Origin of the sequence: Mangrovimonas sp. TPBH4 (genome assembly GCF_001280505.1) — a bacterium.
In the GTDB taxonomy this organism is placed as follows: domain Bacteria; phylum Bacteroidota; class Bacteroidia; order Flavobacteriales; family Flavobacteriaceae; genus Mangrovimonas_A.
The window spans coordinates 93,753-111,452 of the sequence record NZ_LBIO01000044.1 but is presented as its reverse complement, the minus strand read 5'-3'; the positions used below and the strand labels follow the sequence as shown (position 1 = coordinate 111,452).

General features: G+C 36.3%; 19 protein-coding genes and 1 tRNA gene. 5 read left to right on the top strand and 15 right to left on the bottom strand.

The features are described from left to right. Window positions 1-22: 22 nt before the first annotated feature. From ZA05_RS08520 to ZA05_RS08485, 9 genes are all read right to left on the bottom strand, one after another. Window positions 23-949 (bottom strand): alpha/beta hydrolase, encoded by a 927-nt coding sequence (locus ZA05_RS08520; protein WP_053991276.1) that lies wholly within the window; start codon window positions 947-949, stop codon window positions 23-25. Between the two features lie 98 nt (window positions 950-1,047). After that, window positions 1,048-2,031 (bottom strand): Ig-like domain-containing protein, encoded by a 984-nt coding sequence (locus ZA05_RS08515; protein WP_053991275.1) that lies wholly within the window; start codon window positions 2,029-2,031, stop codon window positions 1,048-1,050. A 296-nt stretch (window positions 2,032-2,327) separates the two neighbouring features. Beyond that, window positions 2,328-2,663: a helix-turn-helix domain-containing protein gene (locus ZA05_RS08510; RefSeq protein ID WP_053991274.1), complete on the bottom strand. Its 336-nt coding sequence runs from the start codon at window positions 2,661-2,663 to the stop codon at window positions 2,328-2,330. Window positions 2,664-3,054: 391 nt separating this feature from the next. Beyond that, window positions 3,055-3,714, bottom strand: coding sequence for a hypothetical protein (locus tag ZA05_RS08505; protein ID WP_053991273.1), 660 nt, complete (start codon window positions 3,712-3,714; stop codon window positions 3,055-3,057). Between the two features lie 192 nt (window positions 3,715-3,906). Further along, window positions 3,907-4,143, bottom strand: a complete 237-nt coding sequence (locus tag ZA05_RS08500; RefSeq protein WP_053991272.1) for a hypothetical protein — start codon at window positions 4,141-4,143, stop codon at window positions 3,907-3,909. Window positions 4,144-4,171: 28 nt separating this feature from the next. Beyond that, entirely contained in the window at window positions 4,172-4,324 is a 153-nt protein-coding gene (locus ZA05_RS18210) for a hypothetical protein (protein ID WP_157514623.1), read from the bottom strand. A gap of 214 nt (window positions 4,325-4,538) precedes the next feature. Next, complete coding sequence (locus tag ZA05_RS18580) at window positions 4,539-4,919, bottom strand: DUF3574 domain-containing protein (RefSeq protein WP_053991271.1); 381 nt, start codon at window positions 4,917-4,919, stop codon at window positions 4,539-4,541. 269 nt (window positions 4,920-5,188) lie between these two features. Beyond that, window positions 5,189-5,404, bottom strand: a complete 216-nt coding sequence (locus ZA05_RS08490) for a helix-turn-helix domain-containing protein (RefSeq protein WP_053991270.1) — start codon at window positions 5,402-5,404, stop codon at window positions 5,189-5,191. A gap of 367 nt (window positions 5,405-5,771) precedes the next feature. Then, a tRNA-Ser gene (locus tag ZA05_RS08485) sits at window positions 5,772-5,856 on the bottom strand. Window positions 5,857-6,038: 182 nt separating this feature from the next. Between ZA05_RS08485 and ZA05_RS08480 the strand changes: the two genes are divergently transcribed. The 4 genes from ZA05_RS08480 (at window position 6,039) to ZA05_RS08465 (ending at window position 9,462) form a co-directional block, all read left to right on the top strand. Beyond that, complete coding sequence (locus ZA05_RS08480) at window positions 6,039-6,668, top strand: NAD(P)H-dependent oxidoreductase (RefSeq protein ID WP_053991269.1); 630 nt, start codon at window positions 6,039-6,041, stop codon at window positions 6,666-6,668. A gap of 87 nt (window positions 6,669-6,755) precedes the next feature. Beyond that, window positions 6,756-7,163 (top strand): thioredoxin family protein, encoded by a 408-nt coding sequence (locus tag ZA05_RS08475; RefSeq protein ID WP_053991268.1) that lies wholly within the window; start codon window positions 6,756-6,758, stop codon window positions 7,161-7,163. An 11-nt stretch (window positions 7,164-7,174) separates the two neighbouring features. Beyond that, a complete protein-coding gene (locus ZA05_RS08470; protein WP_053991267.1) occupies window positions 7,175-8,371 on the top strand; it encodes a DegT/DnrJ/EryC1/StrS aminotransferase family protein in 1,197 nt (398 codons plus the stop codon). A 128-nt stretch (window positions 8,372-8,499) separates the two neighbouring features. Then, entirely contained in the window at window positions 8,500-9,462 is a 963-nt protein-coding gene (locus ZA05_RS08465) for a hypothetical protein (protein WP_053991266.1), read from the top strand. Here the strand turns inward: ZA05_RS08465 and ribB are convergent. The 6 genes from ribB to tpx all read right to left on the bottom strand — a co-directional run bounded on the left by ribB (window position 9,459) and on the right by tpx (window position 16,751). Continuing rightward, window positions 9,459-10,616 (bottom strand): 3,4-dihydroxy-2-butanone-4-phosphate synthase, encoded by a 1,158-nt coding sequence (gene ribB, locus ZA05_RS08460; protein ID WP_053991265.1) that lies wholly within the window; start codon window positions 10,614-10,616, stop codon window positions 9,459-9,461. The two genes, ZA05_RS08465 and ribB, sit on opposite strands and share 4 nt — an antisense overlap. Before the next feature lie 34 nt (window positions 10,617-10,650). Continuing rightward, window positions 10,651-12,621, bottom strand: a complete 1,971-nt coding sequence (locus ZA05_RS08455; protein WP_082333726.1) for an LptF/LptG family permease — start codon at window positions 12,619-12,621, stop codon at window positions 10,651-10,653. 11 nt (window positions 12,622-12,632) lie between these two features. After that, a complete protein-coding gene (locus ZA05_RS08450; RefSeq protein WP_053991263.1) occupies window positions 12,633-13,277 on the bottom strand; it encodes an outer membrane lipoprotein carrier protein LolA in 645 nt (214 codons plus the stop codon). Between the two features lie 21 nt (window positions 13,278-13,298). Then, entirely contained in the window at window positions 13,299-15,806 is a 2,508-nt protein-coding gene (locus ZA05_RS08445; RefSeq protein WP_053991262.1) for a DNA translocase FtsK, read from the bottom strand. Between the two features lie 63 nt (window positions 15,807-15,869). Beyond that, window positions 15,870-16,238: a diacylglycerol kinase family protein gene (locus ZA05_RS08440; protein ID WP_053991261.1), complete on the bottom strand. Its 369-nt coding sequence runs from the start codon at window positions 16,236-16,238 to the stop codon at window positions 15,870-15,872. A 15-nt stretch (window positions 16,239-16,253) separates the two neighbouring features. Further along, window positions 16,254-16,751 carry a thiol peroxidase gene (gene tpx / locus ZA05_RS08435; protein ID WP_053991260.1) on the bottom strand — a complete coding sequence of 166 codons (498 nt, stop codon included), beginning with the start codon at window positions 16,749-16,751 and terminating at the stop codon, window positions 16,254-16,256. Window positions 16,752-16,957: 206 nt separating this feature from the next. Between tpx and ZA05_RS08430 the strand changes: the two genes are divergently transcribed. After that, the gene (locus ZA05_RS08430) at window positions 16,958-17,644 is read left to right on the top strand and encodes an FISUMP domain-containing protein (protein ID WP_053991259.1); all 687 of its coding nucleotides are present in this window, start codon (window positions 16,958-16,960) and stop codon (window positions 17,642-17,644) included. The last annotated feature ends 56 nt before the right edge of the window (window positions 17,645-17,700 follow it).

Here is a 17,700-nt window from a genome sequence, read left to right as displayed (position 1 = left end):
TTGATGTTAATTCAATAAATATTTAATTCTCATCTATTCCTATGTCATTAAGAAACATGAAAACATCTCTGTAGAAATTGTCTAATTCTGTTTCTCCAAATGCCATGTGTTCGCCATTTGGAACAGACGTCAACTGATTCTTGATACCAAGTTGGTCGAGCTTAGCATGTAATCTCTTGGACTGATTATAATCCACTATTTTATCTTTAACACTGTGTATGGAAATTATGGGAGGAGTATTCTTATCAATATATAATATGGGTGAAAACTCATTGCTTATCATGACTATCCTAGAAGTGTCACCAATCCAGTCGCTTACATAGTTCCAATTATCAGGGTTTACATTTCTCAAGTACTGATCCTGTTCTTGAATATTCGAAATACCTGAAATATTAATAACTGCTTTAGGAACAAATTCATGGTCCGACTTCTTAATTCCTGAAATCATAGACAAATGAGCTCCAGCGGATTCTCCCATCAACACAATCTTATTTAAATCAATATGATATTTTGTGGCGTTATTTTCAATCCATTTTAACGCGAGAAATGCATCTTCAGCTGCTTGGGGAGCCGTTCCAGAACCTCGCCTATATTCGACATTAATGACATTATATCCTCTCTCTAAAAAGGGAAGCACAATTAGCTCAGAACTCACACCAAGTAGTGAAGTTTTATTCCCTAAAATCCATCCGCCCCCATGAAAATGAACAATTGTTTTCCTTTTAGAAGTATCCTCCTCAAACCATCTGCCGGGTAATCCAACTAAATTACCCTGCATGTATATGTCAAGTATTTGGCTGGTGGAGTCTAAATGAGTGTAGTGTATGTCTCTTTCTAATTTAATATTATCCCATACGACTTTAGTTTTATCATTTTGACGATTAGATTCGGTGCAACCGCAGAACCAAAGACTAATACAAAACAAAAGACTGATAAGTAAATATTTCATCGTTCAATAATTCAAATATGTGCTTCTAATTGAGCACAACGGTCTGTGCATGGTACGTATCCTGTAGGGTATGCACTATACACCTTGTTAGCATCATGTTATATTGTTATTTCTTTTTCTTTCACAACTTTAACGAAAGAAGATAACCATGAAACGTGTACATGGTCATCATGCCCTGCTTTGACAGTTCCACCTGTATTCTTACCATTAAAATAAACAGTTCCACCTGATTGCTTAAGCACAGAAATTAGTGCTTTTGTTCTTTGAAAATCAAAATTGGATTTAGACGAACCATCGGATTTTGCCCAAGTTATTTCTCCATCAGTAGACATTGGTCTTAAGTCTAATGTTAATCCATGTTTATGCGTAAAATGTGGTGGATATTGACCTCCATAACGAAGACTTGCAGCAGTAACTGTAATCTCATGAGGCCAATTAGCATTTTTTACAGAATTACCAAGATTAATTAAAAATGTCCTTAAATCTGGGTGAACATGTTGACCTGTTGCTCCAATGATTCTTAAACCCTTACTTACTGTCTGGATCTTTTTCAATCCTGTCCATCCAATATCTAAGTTTAGTGACCTTGATGAACCATTTTGAAGAGTAGATGTAACTTTTTCCCTTGCTCTTGATGACTGATTAAAATCAGTACCAATATGAGAAGTTCGGTAAGTAACTTGTGCAATGCCATTTGAATTGGTAACGGCACTTGATGAACTTAAAGTACCAATTACTCTTATTACTCCTCTGTTAACAAGATTTTCTGCTTTAGCACCGTTTCCTCCACGACTATTATATATCCTTTTCAGCCCTGAAGCAGACCTCCAATTACCACTTGGTCTCACATGGGTTAAACTAAATCGAACTCTATGTCCTCTTACGGGTCTCCCATTTTGGTCAGTTACAGTAACTGAAAGAGTTCCTGTAGCTTGTCCATCCGGAGGATAGCCATTACTGGAAATAAAAGCCTTATCGTCTAATTCAATCAATTCATCGTCAGAAGGGTGTATAAATGATTCTATTTTGGAAATCTTAGGCTCAATTTCCTCTATTTCTTCGAATTGTTCTTTTGATTCCATTTTCTACTTTTTTTAATTGATGCTAACATAAGGCTAAACATAATTGTGTTTAGCCCCATTATTATTCGTGTTTATTTTGGGTAAATTTCAATGCGTCAGGGTTTAGTATATTTTTATTTCATAAATATAATAGATGAATTATAGGAGGGAATACCCATTATTGGGTATTTTAATTGGTTGACGTCATTTTATATTAAGAATAAATTATTGACTCACGTTAAAGAGGATGGTAATTGTTGTAAAAATATAGAGTTGATAGACTTTTTAAAGAAAGTTGATTGCTACGTTAGGTCTTTTTATATGAGCGGGTTCCTGAATAAATATTCATCCACCTTCTCTTCAATATCTTTTTTAGTTGAAACTTCGCCTTCACGAAGCCATTCGTTGATCCTTTCTTTGTCAAAATACAAACGTTTACCCTTTTTGAAATGAGGTATTTCACGTTTGTGGACCAATCCGTATACGGTGTGTTTGGATAGGCTTATATAGTCTGCTACTTGCTCAATGTTCATAATGTTGGGGAGGGAAGGGGCGGGTGCACCATTATTATCTTCTATTTTGTCAATGATATTAATTAGGGATTTTTCAATTCGGTCTAAGCGTTCGTTGATTAATTCAAAGGGGTTTTCCATTATACTTAAATTTATATTTGAGTATAAAGTTATTAAACGAAAGGTTTAATGAAAGGATAGGAAGTTTGTAAAATGAACTTTTTTTCGTACTGAAAAAAGGAAGACGTTATAAATTTTACTAAATTGTTTAGAAGAAAAATGAGGTGTAAGAGTTAAAATTACTTTGTGAAGTCAAAATAAGACTAGTTAACTAAAAAATGAAGCTTTGTTACATGTTAATCTTTCAATTTCTTTGAGGAATTCTTCAGAAATTAGTACTTTATTGTTGTTCTAATATTTTTGATTTTGCCAACAATTTGGCTGTGCCCAGTATCCTAAAGGGTATTCGTATAGGTATTGTTAACTACCTTTTTTATTGCTTATTTATAATAAATTATATCTTTTTTAGGGTTTAAGGAATTGGATCAAACTCATTGAAAAGAAAAAAAAACAGAATTGCTAATGGGATTGAAATATATTGCATTACTTGAGGGTATATATCTTTTTTTAATTTCAAAAATCTGCTTATTTCGACTTCATGAAATTTTTTAGCCATGGCAATGGCTATAGCGGGCTCATCTTTGTGTGAGTTTTCAAGATTCATCAACAACCCGTTTTGGTGTTCTATTCTCCTGGAAATTCTAAAATATAGCCTTATTGAAAAAGCTGTGATAGTATCTATTAAAAGGATTAGTCGAAGTGAGTGCAGGATTTTAGACGAGTTATATTTTTTTGATTTCAGAGGTTCGGTTATCCTCTTATACTCACTGTCTAAATATAAATGAGATTTAAAAGATCGAAAAGACATACCAAATAGAACAAGATAAATGGAAAGTAAATCAACAAATATAAATGGTATTTCAAAAGGCCAAGGAGGTAAATTAATAAGTTCATGCAAAGGTTCTAATAAACTTCTATAGAATTCTATAAAAGTCTTCAATACTGGAATCAGTCCAATTTCAAATATCCGGACAATTGCACTTATCGCACTTAAAGATCCAATAATTACTCCAATCCAAGTGATCCAATGCATAATAGAATCTCTTAATGGTTTAACTATTGAATCTAACATATTTCACAATTTTACAGTAAATCCTTTTAAATTTCATTCCTACATAATGTAAGATAACGGTCTAGGGTATGAAACGTAGGGCATTTCGGAACTGCGTACTTGTCCACCGAGACAAAGCTTGCTAAGAACCCGAAACTTGCGGAAACCACTGTCTGCCCTATGTTTTTATACCCAATGTTGGCAAACGTATTTTTAGGATTTTCTAATTTCCTTCAAATCGTTTAGAAATACGTTTATTGCGTCCGAAGCATTTTGAGGAGATACTTTTAATAAAAACTCCTTTGCTTCATCATACTTGTTTTCATTTAATAATGATACCGCTTTAGAATAAGCTTCATCATTCAGAATTATTCTACGATGTAGTTCAATGAACTTTTCACCAGTTGAGTAGCCTGCTCCGTGAGCTGCATTTGAAACATTTGCTCCCATAAAATTTGATTTAGTTATTAATAAATGATTAATCTTGAATTATTTCATCATCAGCATTTCTGCAAAAGATATAAGTATTGTCTTCTTTAAGCTCACAGTCTGAAGCATAGTTGTCTCCTTCACAATAACCAGCCCCACTTGCTGTCAAGGATTGTCCTTCGATGATTACGTTTCCAGACACTACATAAATGAATGACCCTTTTGAGTGTCTGGGAGCTTTTAACGCTTGGCCTTTTTTTAGCTTTTACAACTGACATTGTAACTCCAGCATTTGTGAATCTTGCTGTTTTAAGACCTAGTTCGTTTTAAATCCAATTCAAGTTTTCGGGTTTGATGTGATGATACGGTATAAATTTTGTTTTAATTATTGAATAATCTAGTTATAGTTTACTTTTTTAGTTATTGATTCTAATATTATGATGTACTTTAAGTACAGATTCTTGATTAAATTTATTCTTATAAAGAACGATTATTGAATCGATCTTTTGGCTTTCGAAAACCGAATTGTCATGAATATAAATTAGCATTTTAGATGCTTCATATGTCTTATTTCCAGAATTGTCAGTCCAAAATCCTTGACCATCAATAATAGTATATCCATTCAAGATTTTATCAATGTGAGTTTTCTTAAATTCAGTCCAAGAACTATCGGATATAGCACCTTCGCTATTCGAAAGTCCAAAGTATAACTCCGTTTTAGTCGATGTATGCTTTATTTCATTGTTACAAGATAATAAAGTTAATAGCAGAAATGTAGTAATTATTTTATACGTCATATTTTTATGTTTGCCAACATGTGGTTAAACCCAATGGGGTTTAGCTAGATTATATTTATTTTGGGTAAATTTCAATACATGAGGGTTTTGTATAATTTTATTCTATTAAAATAATAGATGAAGTATTGGGAGGGAATACCCATTGTTAGGTATTTTTATTGAATAATGTGATTTTGTATAAAGAAAAAGTTATGGAATCACGGTAAGGGGGGCAAAATCTAGAGCTGATTTATCTTTTTAAAGGAAACTGATTGCTGCATTGGATATATTCATATGAGCGGATTCTTAAATAAATATTCATCTACTTTATCCTCCATCTCTTTTTTAGTTATAACTCTGCCTTCACGAAGCCATTCATTAATGCTTTCTTTGTCAAAATACAGCCGTTTTCCCTTTTTGAAATGAGGTATTTCACGTTTGTGAACCAGACCGTATACTGTGTGTTTGGATAGGCTTATATAGTCAGCTACTTGTTCAATGTTCATAATGTTTGGTAGGGAAGGAGCGGGGGCTCCATTATTGCCTTCTATTTTGTCATTAATATTTATTAGTAATTTTTCAATTAGGTCTAAGCGTTCGTTGATTAATTCAAAGGATTTTCCATTATACTTAAATTTATATTTGAGTATAAAGTTATAAAATGAAAGGTTGAATGAAAGTGGAGGTAGTTTAGAAAATTAACTTTTTTCCCTTCTGAATGAGGGATGACTTTATAAATTTCATTAAATTGTTTAGAAGAAAAATGAGGTGTAAGAGTTAAAATTACTCTGTAAAGCTAAAATAAAAACTGTCAACTCAATTGTCAACTCAAAAAATAAAGCCTTGTAAATCATCTGTTTACAAGGCTTTCTGCGGAGAAAGAGGGATTCGAACCCCCGGAGGTGTGACCCTCAACAGTTTTCAAGACTGCCGCATTCGACCACTCTGCCATTTCTCCTTGAGTGTCTCATCAGGTATTTCCTGATTGCGGGTGCAAATATAGTAACCTTTTTCATTACTATCCAAGAAAAAATGAGAAAAAAAATAAAACATTTTTGGGTGCTTCAATATAAAATTGATTTTGTGTTAGTTAAAGGGCGTTCCAAATAGTACATTTGTGGATCGATACAAAATATGTCTATGGAAATCCTTAAATTTTTAGAATGGCGATATGCCACAAAAACCTTTGATTCTAATAAAAAGGTGTCAACAGAAAAATTGAATACCTTAAAAAAGGCCTTTAATCTAACAGCTACTTCTTATGGATTGCAGCCTATAAAATTGGTGATCATAAACAATAAGGAACTCCAACAGGAACTGTTGCAATACTCAATGAACCAAAAACAAATAGTTTCTGCTTCCCATGTATTGGTATTTTGTATACAGACCAATATTGATAAGTCTTTTGTGAACGAGTATTTTAAAAGAGTTCATGATTTAAGACAGACGCCTAAAGAGGTCTTGAAGCCATTTGAGGATTTTTTGGTTGATGATTTTGAACAAAAAACACAGAGGGAAATTGAAGACTGGGCCACTAGGCAAGCCTATTTGGCGTTGGGGAATATTATGACGGTTTGTGCGCTTGAACAAGTGGATTCTTGCCCTATGGAAGGTTTTCTTTCGGAAGAATATGATAGGGTTCTAAAATTAAAGGATTATTATCTTAAATCGGTGTTGTTATTGCCAATCGGTTATCGGTCTGAAAATGATGTGTTTGCTCATATGAAAAAGGTCAGAAAGCCTGTGGAAGACGCTGTTTTAGAGCTGTGATTAATTCTTTTTCTTTTTTTTGGACAATACATCGAATAGCTTATATTTGTTTTTTAACATAACTTTTTAACTTTTAATTTATTCCTGATGAAAAAACTATTACTAGTTCTTATTTGCTTATTTAGTGTAGGCATTTATGCGCAAGACGCACAGTGGACAACAGATTTTGAGCAAGCCATGAAAACAGCTCAAGCTCAAAACAAACCTATCTTAATGTATTTTAAGGATTCCCAGAATTGCGATGCGTGTAAAAAATTAGAAGCTACAGTTATCAATGCACCAGAATTTGCTCAAATTGCAGATAGAGTAGTGTTGGTAGCTATCGATAATGCTGATGATTCTGATGCCGCACAACGCAAAATCATTCACTACAACAACACAAAAACATTCCCTGCATTTGTAACTTTGAATGCTCAAGGTGCACCTATGAATGAGGTGAAAGTATTTAGTGATGAAACAATTGAAGAATACATAGGTTTTTTAAAGCAATTATAGTTTATTGATATATGCCCGGATTTGAGCACTTCGGCGATGCCGAAAGAAAAGAAGTGAATGATGTTTTGGAAACTGGAGTGTTAATGCGATATGGCTTCGATGCCATGCGTAACGGCCATTGGAAAGCAAAACAATTGGAGCATGATTTACAGGAATATTTCCAGGTAAATCATGCTCAGTTGGTTTCTAGTGGTACAGCGGCTGTTTCAGTAGCCTTAGCTGTAGCTGGAGTAGGAGCTGGGGATGAAGTGATCATACCTACCTTTACATTTGTGGCTAGTTTTGAGGCAGTCATGATGTTGGAAGCCATTCCAGTTTTGGTGGATATCGACGATACTCTCACCTTAGACCCAAAAGCTGTAGAGTCGGCTATAACTACAAAAACCAAGGCTATTATGCCTGTGCATATGTGTGGAAGTATGGCCAATTTGGATGCTTTGCAACAGATATGTAAGGAACATAGCTTATTACTCATTGAAGATGCCTGCCAAGCCATTGGGGCAACCTACAAAGGACAAGCTTTGGGAAGTATTGGAGATGTTGGATGTTTTTCCTTCGATTTTGTAAAGACCATTACTTGCGGCGAAGGAGGAGCTGTCCTTACCAATAATGAAAGCTATTTTAAAAATGCCGATCATTTTAGTGATCATGGGCATGACCACCTCGGTAACGATCGTGGTGCAGAAGGACATCCATTCTTGGGATATAACTTTAGAATTTCAGAACTGAATGCTGCCGTAGGCGTGGCGCAGTTAAGACGTTTACCTGAATTTTTGGACATTCAAAAACAACACTTCACAATATTGCGAGATGCTTTATCCGCAATTCCCGAAATTACTTTTAGAAGCGTACCTGAAGGAGGCGAGGAAAACTATTCCTTTTTAAGTTTCTTTTTACCAGATACCGAAACTTCGCTTCAAGCTGCGGCAGCCCTTAAAGAAGCTGGCGTTGATGCTTGTTTTCAGTATTACAATAACAACTGGCATTATATCAGAAAGTGGGAGCATCTTAAGGATTTAAAGACGCTGTATCCTTTATCTCAAGAGGTTAAAGAAGGATTGACTTATCTTCAAAGCAAAACTTTTAACCAGTCAGATCATTATATAGGAAGAAATATTTCCTGTTTGATTAAGCTGTCTTGGACGGAGCAAGAAGTTAGGGAGAGGGCTGTAAAAATGGTTCAGGTCATTAAGTCGGTACTGGATTAAAGTTCATCTCATACATTCAACTTCCAACATTTAGAAAAGTAGTTAAAAAGCCCTATACTTCTGGCTTAGATGTGATTAGCTCTTAATTTAGTATCTTTAACGGGTAACCGGTTAAAGTACAGTGAATTATGAAGGCTAATCGTATTGCGTTTTGTGGCGTATTATTTGTATCTCTTTTATGCATGAGTTGTAATGGGGATAAAAAAACAAAGGAAGTTGAAGAGGAAAAAGTTAGCATTGAGGCCGAAAAGCCAAAAGACCAAATAGCAGAGTACTATACGGAAAGTATGGAATTTATTGGTCCAGATTCCTTATCATCTGGCTGGACCACCTTCAGATATATCAATAAATCTTTCGAAACCCATTTGTTTTTATTGGATAAGTACCCCGAAGGAAAAACCATTGCCGATACCAAAAAGGAAGTTTTTCCTCCTTTTGACAAGGGAATGGATCTAATTAATGAAGGAAAAGTCGAGGAAGGCTATGCGGCCTTTGGGGCTTTACCGGAATGGTTTTATCAAGTAATTTTTTCTGGTGGGGCAGGTTTGATTTCACCAGGACAAACTACAGAATTAACTGTTAAATTAGAGCCAGGATATTACATTATGGAGTGCTATGTAAAGATGTCCAACGGCAAGTTTCATACCTCCATGGGAATGGTAAAACCTATTGTTGTAACCACTGAGGTCTCTGATCATTTACCTCCAATTGCTACCGTTAATGTAGCTATTTCAAGTTCCCAAGGCATTGTGTTTGATGAGGCGATCAAAGCAGGGGATCATACTATTAAAGTAACTTTTGTAGACCAAAAAAAGCATGAGCACTTTTTGGAGCACGATGTAAACCTTGTAAAATTGGATGACACCGCCGATTTAGAAGTTTTGGAAGCTTGGATGGATTGGTCCAATCCTAAAGGACTAATCAATCCAGCACCTGCAGGTGTAACTTTTTTAGGGGGGATGCAAGAAATGCCAGCAGGAAAAGAAGGCTATTTTAAGGCCACGCTTGCCAAGGGCAAATATGCATTAATAGCAGAAGTGCCTAAGGCCAATGAAAAAAATATGTTGAAAGTTTTTGAGGTAACTGACTAATAGTTCACATAATCCATAATCTCCAAACCATAGCCAATCATTCCTACGCGTTTGGTCTGTTCGCTGTTGGAAATCAATTTAAGCTTATGGATGTTTAAATCGTGAAGGATTTGCGCGCCAATTCCAAAATCTTTAGAGTCCATATGGATTCCTGGAGCCTTGATGACATCCTTATGGTTTTGCTGCTCTTTTAAAATAGACAATCTATGCAATAAATTGGTAGATTGGTTTTGCTGATTTATAAAAATAATGGCTCCTTTTCCAGCTTCATTAATCAATTTGAACATGTCGTCCAATTTCTTATCGGCATTGTTGGTTAAGGTGCCTAGAATATCGTTGTTCACCAAAGTGGAATTAACTCTAGTCAATACATGCTCATTTGTGTTCCAAGTCCCTTTCGTAATGGCAATATGTACTTGGCTGTTGGTAGTTTGTTGATAGGCGCGTAATCTAAATTCACCAAAGCGGGTCACGATTTCAAAGTCTTCTTTCTTTTCAATCAATGAATCGTGCTGCATACGATAGGCCACTAAATCTTCAATAGAAACTATTTTAAGATCAAATTTCTTGGCTACTTCCATTAACTGGGGCAAGCGTGCCATGGTGCCGTCTTCGTTCATGATTTCAACAATCACACCGGCAGGTTGCAACCCTGCGAGACGGGCAAAGTCAATAGCTGCTTCGGTATGACCTGTTCTTCTTAAAACCCCACCTTCTTTAGCGACAAGAGGGAAGATATGACCTGGACGCGCCAATTCAAATGGCTTGGTATCCCTATCTACTAAGGCCTTCACTGTTTTGGCTCTATCACTGGCGGAAATACCCGTAGTTACGCCGTTGCCACGTAAATCAACCGAGATGGTAAAAGCCGTCTCCATTGGGTCGGTGTTGTTGCTTACCATCATACCAAGTTCGAGAGCTTTACATCGCTTTTCGGTAAGTGGTGTGCAAATTAAACCCCTACCGTGGGTGGCCATAAAGTTGATCATTTCTGGGGTCACCATTTCGCCTGCCGCAAGAAAATCTCCTTCATTTTCCCTGTTTTCGTCATCCACAACGATTATTACTTTTCCTTGACGGATATCGTTGATGGCGTCTTCAATGGTATCTAACTTGAATTCAGTTGAATTGTTAACGGTTTTAAGCGTAGACATAGTAGCATTTTGTATTATGCTGCAAAGATATAGCTTATTTTATATTTTCTATGCTAGTTTTATACAACTCTTCCTTGACCCTGTTTTTTAACAAAAAGTAAGTGATTGGATAGAAGGGAAGCCCAATTAAAAGAAGGAAAAAATTGATTTTCTTGTCACTTTCAGGTAAGGATTTATAGAATTTTGACAAAACAATAGAGGACACTGTGAAGTAGATAGCAACAAATACAAATGAAATGATTCCTAGTTGCAATACTATATGGGCCAACTCAGGCAGCTTGTTGTTTCTAAAAATAAAAAAGAAAAGAATAAGCACCGCTCCAATGGCGTAACTCACTATGGTGGTCAAGGAATAGTCTTTAAAATCCTTGGCAATTTTTTCTGATTTTAAGAATGTATTATGTAAGATTACTCCTTTGTCTTTGATGTCGTCCGTACTTAAGCCTCGATCCAATAGAAGCTGGTATGCAACAGGTTTTATTGTTTTGTCGTACTCATGGTGGGAGTAATTTTTAATAACATCAATAAGTTTATCATTGTCAAAATCATCCAACCGCTTGTAGGCTTTGTCAAAGGCTTCTTTTTTATCCTTAAAGCTGAATAGTTTTTTCAGGGGATCTAAAACGGCATCAAATTCAAATAAGCCTCTATCCTTGGTAGCTCTCTGTGTGAGGAAAATACTTAGGGGAAGCATGATCAAGGTGGAAAGCCAAGTTGCAAAAACAGGGTTTAGCGAGCCGTCTTGGGAACTGTTTTTTGAAAAAATTCCGATGAAGTGATAGGTTAAAAACAGCAGGATAGCAATGACCATTGGCAGGCCGATGCCTCCTTTTCTAATCAAGGCTCCTAGGGGAGCTCCAACAAAAAACAGAATTATACAGGCGAACCCTAAAACATACTTTTCATGAAGGGAAATAACATGCTTGTTGAGCCATTTTTTTTGGGTTCCTAAAGTATGCTTTTTTGTTTTTATAATCTGGTTGGTGCTGTTTACTGTGTTCGCAGCTAGGTTGAGTATTTGTAACTTGGTACGGTTATCAAATAAATCCAAAATCTCATCGGTGTACAAAGAATCCTTTTTTGGCTTGATATTGGCATTTAGAGTAGCTACAGCGGTTCGGTCGTAAAGGGATTTGGAGAAGTTCTTGTATTCTGTTTTTCCTTTGTCCTTAAGGCTGTCTATAGTATAATTAAGATCGGATACATTCAACATGTTATATCTGCCTTCATAACTCTTTTCTTCGTAGTCAACATCGTTTAAACCCTCAAGGTCCACGTTGATAATATATTTTTCAAAAGCACTTCTTACATGGGGCTTTTTGGCATTTTGTTTAGGGTCTTTACTGTATATTTCATCATAATAGTTACCATCATAAAGAACCAATTGCAGAATATTGGAGGCTTCACTACTGATCAATTCCCCAGTGTTAGCGGTAATTACGGTATAATTTCCTGTTCTATTGGGTGTTTTTTTGTGTATGTATACTTTTTCCAGATACTGGCCCTTATCCCCACTTTTTTTATCGACCTTAATATTATAATCAGCTATTTCATTAAACTGTCCAGCAGCAATAGCCATAGCAGGCTGGGTTTTTGCGATATTTTTTCTTAGGTTATAAAAGTTGAAGTTGGCCCAAGGAATGACATTGTTGGCGAAAAAGAAAGTCACAACTGCCAGACCAAAAATAAACACACTTAAGCCTCTCATGGCTCTTTGTAGCGAAATCCCTGTAGATTTCATGGCGGCAAACTCATAGTTTTCGGCAAAACTACCGAATACCATGATGGAGGCCAGTAAAATGGTGAGAGGTAAAATTAACGGAATTAGAGTAGGGGTAACATACAGCAAAAATTTCATGATGACCGAAACGGACAAATCTTTTCCTGCAAGTTCGCTGATGTACAACCAAATGGACTGTAAAACAAAAATGAGCATGAGTATAATAAACACGCTCAAAAATGTCTTTAAGTAGGTTGTAAGTATATACCTATCTAATATTTTCATTTAATTAATAATTAGTCCAACCTATTGATGTAGTAATTTTTGTATTTGGACTGGTCAAAAGTAAAAAGTGTTTTCGAAATAGGTTCGTTTGTTTTAAACATATTAACGGTTAAAGTGGTTTTTGTCCCATTTTCACCTATTTGAATTAAATTATAGATATGCTTGGTTTGGGCATCTATTCCCAATAAAACATATTTAATTTCGGAGTTTGTGTCTATTGGAGTAAGCTTTACATACTGGATTTTACGACCGTTTACGTTTTGAACAATATCCATTGCGTAGCTATACCCATCTTCATAAAACGATAGCATTTCACTTGGGGTGATTGAGCCCTCATCTTCGGTATTGTTGGAGGAAATAGTAACTTCTTCATCGTCTGGACTAATGGTATAAAGCGTTTTGCCATCATAGATTCTGGTAGCTCCCAAAATGTTTAACTTATATTTTTCACCTTGAAGGACTACATTTCCACGGGTTTCTTGACTTATGTTTTCACTCATATTGTTAAGTGAATATTTGAAGTCTATCGTAATATTGTCATAGCTTTTTATCTTAGCACTTACTTCATTAAGTAAGGCTTTTGCTTGCGCAGAGGTATTTTGAGCTAAACTGTGGAAGCCTATAAAAAGTGTAACTGCTATCAATAATTTTTTCATTGTAATATGTGTTTTATATCGCTATATATTTTCGTTTTCCAATAGTTGATCCAATGCTGTAAGGTCTGGAACAAGAACCTGTCTGGCTTTGCTGCCCTCAAAACCTCCTACAATGCCCGCTGCTTCAAGTTGGTCTATCAATCGGCCTGCTCTGTTGTAACCTAATTTAAGTTTTCGTTGCAATAGGGAGGCAGAGCCTTGTTGTGCAGTAACGATTATTTCGGCGGCTTCGCGGAATAAAGCATCTCTTTCAGAGATATCTATATCAATACCTGTGCCATTGCCATCTTCACCAACATATTCTGGCAGTAGGTAAGCATCTGGATAGGCTTTTTGGCCTCCAATAAATTCCGTAATCTTTTCTACTTCAGGTGTGTCTACAAAGGCACATTGAATTCTAATTATGTCGTTTCCTTGGGTGTAGAGCATGTCTCCACGTCCTATCAATTGGTCAGCACCAGGGCCATCCAAAATGGTTCTGGAATCTATTTTAGAGGTTACTCTAAACGCAATACGAGCAGGGAAGTTGGCTTTAATAATACCTGTAATAACGTTCACCGAAGGTCTTTGGGTGGCAATAATCAAGTGGATTCCAATAGCACGAGCCAATTGGGCCAAACGTGCAATGGGCGTTTCTACTTCCTTGCCTGCCGTCATGATCAAGTCGGCAAACTCATCTACTACTAATACGATGTAAGGTAAAAACTGATGCCCGTCATTTGGATTCAATTTTCTAGCCTTGAACTTCTCGTTGTATTCCTTGATGTTACGACACATGGCATTTTTAAGCATCTCGTAACGGTTGTCCATTTCAATGCATAGGGAGTTCAAGGTATTGATTACCTTGGTGTTGTCTGTAATGATGGCCTCCTCGCTATCGGGAAGCTTCGCTAAATAGTGACGTTCTATTTTATTGAATAAGGTCAATTCTACCTTTTTGGGATCGACCAAGACAAATTTTACTTCCGCTGGGTGTTTTTTGTAAAGTAAGGAAGTCAATACCGCATTCAAACCTACAGATTTTCCCTGTCCAGTAGCACCGGCCATCAAAAGGTGGGGCATTTTTGCCAAATCCACTACCATAGTTTCATTGCTAATGTTTTTTCCAAAAGCAATAGGTAGTTCCATATCAGATTTTTGGAATTTTTGGGAAGCAATTACTGAGCGCATGGAAACAATCGTAGAGCTCTTATTTGGCACTTCAATACCAATAGTTCCTTTTCCTGGGATAGGGGCAATGATACGAATACCCAAAGCAGAAAGCGATAGGGCAATATCATCCTCCAGATTTTTGATTTTAGAAATACGTACACCGGCTTCAGGTACAATTTCGTAAAGGGTAACGGTAGGGCCAATGGTGGCCTTAATGCTGCTGATGCCTATTTTATAGTTGCTGAGGGTTTCAACAATACGGTTTTTATTCTCCTCAAGTTCTTCTTGGTTAATGGTAATTCCTTCGGAATCGTATTTTTTAAGAAGGTCTAATGGCGGAAATTGGTATTTGCTCAATTCCAATGTTGGGTCAAATTGACCAAAATCGGCAACTAATTTATTTGCAAGATTATCGTGTTCCGAAACCTCTTCTTCAACCTGTTCTATTTCAATTTCAAAATTTTCTTCAGGCGCATTGTTCACCTCCACTTGAAGCTCGCTGTTATTTTTTGGAGCGGTTTGAGGTTCCTTAAGTATTTTAGGCTCAAGTTCAACCTCTGTATCTTGTGGATTGGCTACGTTCTCTTCAATTTCTATAGCCTCTTCTTTTTCTTTTTTGGTATGGTTTAAAAGCGCCGCAATGGAAGGAGATGTTTCATCCTCTTCCAAATTGAAATTGGATTTCATGTCTTCTGCTTCTTCAGATAAATTATTGTCAACCGGTATGGCAGCTGTATCAGTGGCTAAAATAGGTCCATCTATAGCAAATTCAGTTTTCAGGTCTTTTTTAGCACTCTTGAACAGTTTGATAAAAGTTTGGCCTGTTACATTAAACCTAAGTGCTAGATAGGTGATAAGACCAAAAAGTAGGAGCAAGGCTGTTCCAATTTTCCCGATATAATCCTGGAAAAAACTGTTCATCTCAAAACCTACAGTACCGCCTAGGGCATCATATTTATGAGTGAAAAATCCAAAGAGAATGGAACACCAAAGAACAATAAGTGTTCCCCAAATCCAATGTGAGCGTAGTTTAGCCTTATTAATATCCAAAGCAATATAAATGCCTGAAAGGAAAGAAAGTCCCGCAAAAATAAAAGAGGCAACCCCGAAGCCTTTTAAAATGAATAAGTCACTCACCCAGGCCCCTAGTTTGTTGAGCCAATTTTGGGCTTCAATATCTCTAGTGCCAAGTGCTCCTAAGGTACTTTGATCTGCTTTACCTGTGAAGAAAAAGGACAAAAATGCTATAAATAACAAAACACCAAGAATCATCAACAAGCTCCCATAAATCAATTTCTGCTGACTTGTGAGTGTAAAAGAGGGTTTGTTAAAGGTAGAGGTTTTTCTGTCTTTGGTTTTAGTTTTCTTCTTCGCCATCAACGCTTAGTTAGATTAAAACAAAAATACAAATTACTAACGTTTATCCTAACGGAAAAAGTATTAAAACAGCTTTGGGAAATAAATGATCGTTGCGCCAATAATGGCTGCAATGGCAGCGATAAAGACCGCTCCGGCCGAAATGTCTTTTATGTGTCCAATGGTTTTGTGGTACTCTGGGTGTATGAAATCGGCGATGTATTCAATAGCTGTGTTTATGCCTTCGGCCGTCATTACCAGGCCAATAAAAGCAATTTGGAATAGCCATTCCGTATTGGAAATTTGAAAATAGAAGCCCGCAATTGTCACGGCAAAGGCTACAAACAATTGTACTTTGATACTGGCTTCGGTTTTAATCAAGTATAGGGCCCCTTTAAAGGCAAACCCTATACTTCTTATTCTGTTTTTAGCAAAAGATTCTTTTTTGGTCATGTTTGGGGCAACAATCTATAGTGCTTTTAAAGCTGCTTCGTAATTAGGCTCGTCTACCGTTTCTGCAACTTGTTCAGTATAGGTGACATCTCCTTCTGGATTTACAACCACGATACATCTAGAGAGTAAACCTTCCAAAGGTCCATCTACAAAGTCAAGTCCGTAGCTTTTTCCAAAGTTTCCGTCTTTAAAATCAGAAAGGTTGACTACGTTGTCCAATCCTTCAGCGCCACAGAATCTGGCCTGTGCAAAAGGAAGGTCTTTAGAGATACACAGCACTTTGGTGTTGTCTAAGCTGCTGGCTTTTTCGTTGAAGGTCCTAACAGATTGTGCACAGGTGCCTGTGTCCACACTAGGAAAGATGTTGAGGATTAAATTTTGGCCCTTAAAATCGGCAAGGGTTTTTGAACCTAATTCTGTAGTGGTCAATGTGAATTCAGGAGCTTTTGTACCTACTTTAGGAAGTTCTCCTGAGGTGTGTATGGTATTACCTTTTAAAGTTATTGCTGCCATAATACGTGTTTTAAATTAATGGAATTTAAAATTAGTAATTATTTAGCCTTGCCACCTATGAATTTCATAATTTTTATTTCTAGTGATTGTAATATAAATGATTGATTATTTGTAAGTATCATTGGGTATTTTTTTAAGTGGTTGATTAAAAATTCATTAGCATTTATTATATTTAATGTTATGTTTAAACAATAAGTCTTCAAATCATGAGAAATTCACAACTTAAACTTAGCTTGGCTATGATGGTATTAACGCTCCTTATTTCATGTGGAAGTGATGATGATGGTGGCGGATGGAAATGTGGTGATAATATAACTGATGCCGATGGGAATATTTATTCTACGGTTAAAATAGGAGATCAGTGCTGGACAGTTACCAATTTGAACACCTCAAAATTTAATGACGGAACGGATATTCCTAACGTTACGGATCAAGAAGCTTGGGGTGATCTGGATACACCTGCTTGGTCTTATTATAACAATGATGCATCTTTTGGAAGTATTCATGGAAAACTTTACAATTGGTATACAATTGAAACCGGTAATTTATGTCCTGAAGGGTGGCACGTGCCAAGTATTTCGGAATGGGATGTTTTGGTAGATGAGCTTGGAGGCACTAGTGTTGCAGGAGAAGCCATGAAGTCTATTTCTGGTTGGGATAATTCTCCTGAGAATGCTACAAATAGTAGTGGTTTTTCCTTAATGCCGTCTGGAAATAGAGATACTTGGTCATCTTTTTTGGGTCTAGGCGAGGATGCTTGGGTGTACTCCTCTACTGAAAATGAGGATGATGCAACAAAGGTAGAATTAATCCATGTTGATTTAGGAACAGAAGCTACTACTCTAATGACAATTAAAACAGATGGTTTACCATGCCGTTGTGTTAAAGATTGATATACCTTTAAAAATATGACATAAAAAAGCCTCTTTTTTAAAGAGGCTTTTTTTGA